Consider the following 3,632-nt stretch of genomic DNA (forward strand, 5'->3'; position numbering starts at 1 on the left):
TTTGGATATGTCAGGCCCTGTAAGCCAGAGCTGAAAATCAAAGAGTTTGAGCTTTATAAGTCCGTTTATTGCGGGCTGTGCAAGCAGCTGGGCCACAGCTTTGGGTATTTTGCCCGTTTTACCCTCAACTACGACTTTGCATTCCTTGCCATGCTGGATATGGCCCTTCAGGATCAACGCCCCCAAATCGAGCAGCAGTGCTGTTTTGCCAATCCCCTGAAAAAGAAAAACTGCTGTCTGTCCAATCCCTCTTTGGAGTTTTCCGCCCAAGTCGCTATGATTATGCTCTATTATAAGGTGCGGGACGACATCCTGGACAGTGGGTTTTGGGGCCGCTTCCGCAATTACCTTCTGCTTCCCTTCATAAAAAGTGCGTGGAAAAAGGCGGCGGCAAAGCTGCCCGAAATCGATGAGATCATGAAGCAGGCTATGGAGCGTCAGCGCGCCTTGGAATCCGCCGGCTGCGACAATGTGGATGAGGCCGCCCACCCCACCGCCGAATTTTTATCCCGTATCTGTGTTTATATGGCGCGGGATGACCGGCAGCGTCGTATTCTGGATCGATTTGGCTATCTATTGGGGCGGTGGATCTATCTCATCGACGCGTTGGACGACATAGACGATGACCTGAAAGAGGGCAATTATAATCCTTTTCTTTTGGCCCATCATATAAAAGCCGGGGAGACGGAAAAGATAAATGAAGTGGTGCAGGAAGCTAAAGGTTCCTTGAACCTAACCGCAGCAGAAATCGGAACCGCTTATGCGCTATTGGAGGTCAACCGTTTTCAACCAATCTTTGACAATGTTATCTATCTTGGATTTGCAGATACAATGAATCAAATACGAACAAAAAGGAGCAAAAAAAATGAGCGATCCTTATAAGGTGCTGGGTGTTTCTCCCAATGCCACCGACGAGGAAATCAAAGCAGCCTATCGTGAACTGGCCCGGAAATATCATCCGGACAACTATGTCAACAATCCGTTGGGAGATCTGGCCGCAGAAAAGATGAAAGAAATCAATGAGGCCTATGACCAGATCCAAGCTTCCCGCAAGGCAGGAAATCAGGGCGGCTATGGCGGCTACAATGGTGGCTATCAGGGCGCTTATGGCAACTCCCGCTTTGGAGACGTGCGTCAGATGATTCAACAGGGTCGCATCAGCGACGCCGAAGAAATCCTGGAGGGTACCCCCACCGATTCTCGGGACGCCGAGTGGTATTTTCTCAAGGGAAGTATCTTTTATTCCCGGGGCTGGCTGGATCAGGCATACAGTTACTTTAACCGGGCAGTAGCCATGAACCCTGGCAATCCTGAGTATCGGGCGGCCCTCAATCAGATGGGAAGCCAACGTGCCACCGGCTACAGCCGCAGCACACCCGGCGGCTATCGCACCAGCCAAAATGCCGGCGGCTGTTCCTCCTGTGATATGTGCAGCGGCCTGATCTGCGCCGACTGCTGCTGCGAATGCATGGGCGGCGATCTGATCTCCTGCTGTTAACAACAAGAAATGAAGGAAGGCTCAATACGCGATGAAACGCAGCACTAAGATTGCGCTGGGTGGTATGATTACCGGGCTTTGCATCATGCTTATGTTCATGACAGGGCTCTTCCCCTTTGCCACCTATGCCCTTCCCGCCCTGGCCGGCCTCATTCTGGTGGCCATGGTGGTGGAATTCGGTTCCACACAGGCACTCATCGTCTATGTGGCGGTGTCCATTCTCTCTATCTTCATGACCCCCGACCGGGAAGCGGCCATTATGTTCATCTGCTTTTTCGGCCACTATCCGATTATCAAAGGCATCATCGAGCGCCGGATTCCCAACCGGATTCTGGAGTGGGTGGTAAAACTGCTGACCTTTAATGCCTGTATTGTTCTGGGATACCTGTTTGTCATCAATGTCATGGGTATTTCAGAGGTGCTGGAATCCTTCGGAGACTTTGGCAAGTATTCCGTCCTTGTTCTTCTTGCTCTGGGCAATGTGGTGTTTGTCATCTACGATTTTGCCCTGACACGGGTCATCTCCATGTACATTCATTGGTTCCGGCCCAAATTCCTGCGAAAGATAAAATAACACAAGATCATGAGATAAAAGCCCTCTAATGGAGGGCTTTCTTTATGAGAGAAAGGGGATTATCATGCGCCGAGGCTCACTGGTCTTTACCGCTTTTCTGCTTATTTTTTCCTTACTTTTGCCCCTACCTGCTACAGCCGCCCACTACTTGGACAATTCGGTTACCCAAGTGTTTTCCTACTTAGAACGCCAGGGGGAGCCTGTAGATCAGGTCATTGCCGCCCGCATTGCCGGTGAAGAACCGGATCAAGGCGCTATACGTTCCCTGCGCAACAACGCGGGCCAAGTAGCAGAGGACTCTGCTGATATTGCTGGGATTTCCAACTATATCCTGGCTCTCACCGCCTCCGGCACCGATCCCAGGGACTGTGCGGGGATCAATCTCATTGACCTGCTTTGTACCTCCTCCCTGCTCCAAAACAAAAGCCCCCGGGATCTTTCCCTCGTCCTCATCGCTTTAAACAGCGGCGACTTTTCTCCATCCGCTGAAGGCGCCATGACTCCGGAAGAAATGGAACAAACCCTCCTCTCCCTTCAGCGGGAGGACGGCGGTTTCGGCCAGACGGAAAACGCCATGAGCGACCCGGAAAGCACTGCTCTGGCTATCCTCGCTCTCGCTCCCAAGGGGAATGAAGCGGTTCTCGCAGCTGCCGTAGAATATCTTTCCGGAGCCATACAGGCTGACGGGAGCTTTCTCTCCACCGCTGGGGAGGAGACCTCCACTTCTTTGAGCACCACGGTGGCCGCCCTGTATGCGGCAGGCAGCTCCATTCAAGATGAACGGTTTGTCAAAGAGGGGCGGACCCTTCTGGACAGTCTGTTCTCTTACCAAAACGAAGACAACGGCTTTTGCCGTATCTCTGGGGAAAAAAGCGATACGACGTCTTCCCTGTGGGCCCTTTATGCCCTGGAATCTGTCCGCTCCGGCCAGGCTGTTCTGGATTTTACCGGTATAGAGCTTACTCCTTACCAGCCTAGCGCTCTTAAAACCTATGGCAGCTTTATCTTGATGACCATCGGTATGATTGCCGTTGTCTATATATTGCTGCTGCTCTCCCGGCACCTTGGAAGGAAAATCGACGTCAAAAGGGCCAAGGTAAAAAGTGATAAAATTGAAAAAACTGACCCAGATAAAAATGAATAATTTGCGAATTTTTAGATGAAACTACTGCGAAAGCTGGCAAATTTCGTATCATTATCATATAATACTGGTGTATAGCAGTAAAGGTTTCTTCTGCTATACGCCATTTTCTTGGAAAGGAGGGTGAAATCCAGCCAAAGGAAAATTCCTTGGAAGGAGGTTCGTTTTAGAGTTTGTTGAAAGCGCCATGCACCACAGGCGGCTGACCTGTGCGTTAACGAGGTGGGAGGAAGATCGAAGGTTCGGCGGATGCCTCCCCGGCTGCGGATATCCAGCCGTCATGCTGTCTACAAACCCCGGCGGCAACTCCGGGACAAAAGGGCAGTCTGTATCCAGCCCCAATGGGGCATCAAAAGATAAAACTTGGTTATTGTATAAAATACAAATTGTTTTGGGCTCTTTGGGCGACAAAGGGTCTG

At 51.0% G+C, this 3,632-nt stretch carries 5 protein-coding genes; 4 read left to right on the forward strand and 1 reads right to left on the reverse strand.

All coding sequences use genetic code 11. From position 1 onward, the window contains the following. The 4 genes from ACZ25G_RS07570 to ACZ25G_RS07585 form a co-directional block, all read left to right on the forward strand. The coding region (locus ACZ25G_RS07570) for a DUF5685 family protein (RefSeq protein WP_463682049.1) at nt 1-882 on the forward strand (882 nt) is incomplete at its 5' end. Next, nucleotides 866-1,498, forward strand: a complete 633-nt coding sequence (locus ACZ25G_RS07575; RefSeq protein ID WP_463682050.1) for a J domain-containing protein — start codon at nt 866-868, stop codon at nt 1,496-1,498. The genes ACZ25G_RS07570 and ACZ25G_RS07575, both read left to right, overlap by 17 nt. A 31-nt stretch (nt 1,499-1,529) precedes the next feature. Beyond that, on the forward strand, nt 1,530-2,072 hold the full coding sequence (locus ACZ25G_RS07580) for a hypothetical protein (protein ID WP_191482187.1): 543 nt from the start codon (nt 1,530-1,532) through the stop codon (nt 2,070-2,072). A 148-nt stretch (nt 2,073-2,220) separates the two neighbouring features. Next, complete coding sequence (locus ACZ25G_RS07585; RefSeq protein ID WP_463682051.1) at nt 2,221-3,216, forward strand: prenyltransferase/squalene oxidase repeat-containing protein; 996 nt, start codon at nt 2,221-2,223, stop codon at nt 3,214-3,216. Nucleotides 3,217-3,309: 93 nt separating this feature from the next. On the opposite strand, the gene ACZ25G_RS07590 is transcribed toward ACZ25G_RS07585, so the two are convergent. After that, nucleotides 3,310-3,632, reverse strand: a 323-nt coding sequence (locus ACZ25G_RS07590) for a hypothetical protein (RefSeq protein WP_463682052.1), incomplete at its 5' end; no start/stop codon positions are given.

This window comes from Zongyangia sp. (genome assembly GCF_965361945.1).

Excerpts from the sequence above, each read along its gene's own strand:
- ACZ25G_RS07575 (WP_463682050.1), top strand. The coding sequence starts at position 866 with ATGAGCGATCCTTATAAGGTGCTGGGTGTTTCTCCCAATGCCACCGAC.
- ACZ25G_RS07580 (WP_191482187.1), top strand. The coding sequence starts at position 1,530 with ATGAAACGCAGCACTAAGATTGCGCTGGGTGGTATGATTACCGGGCTT.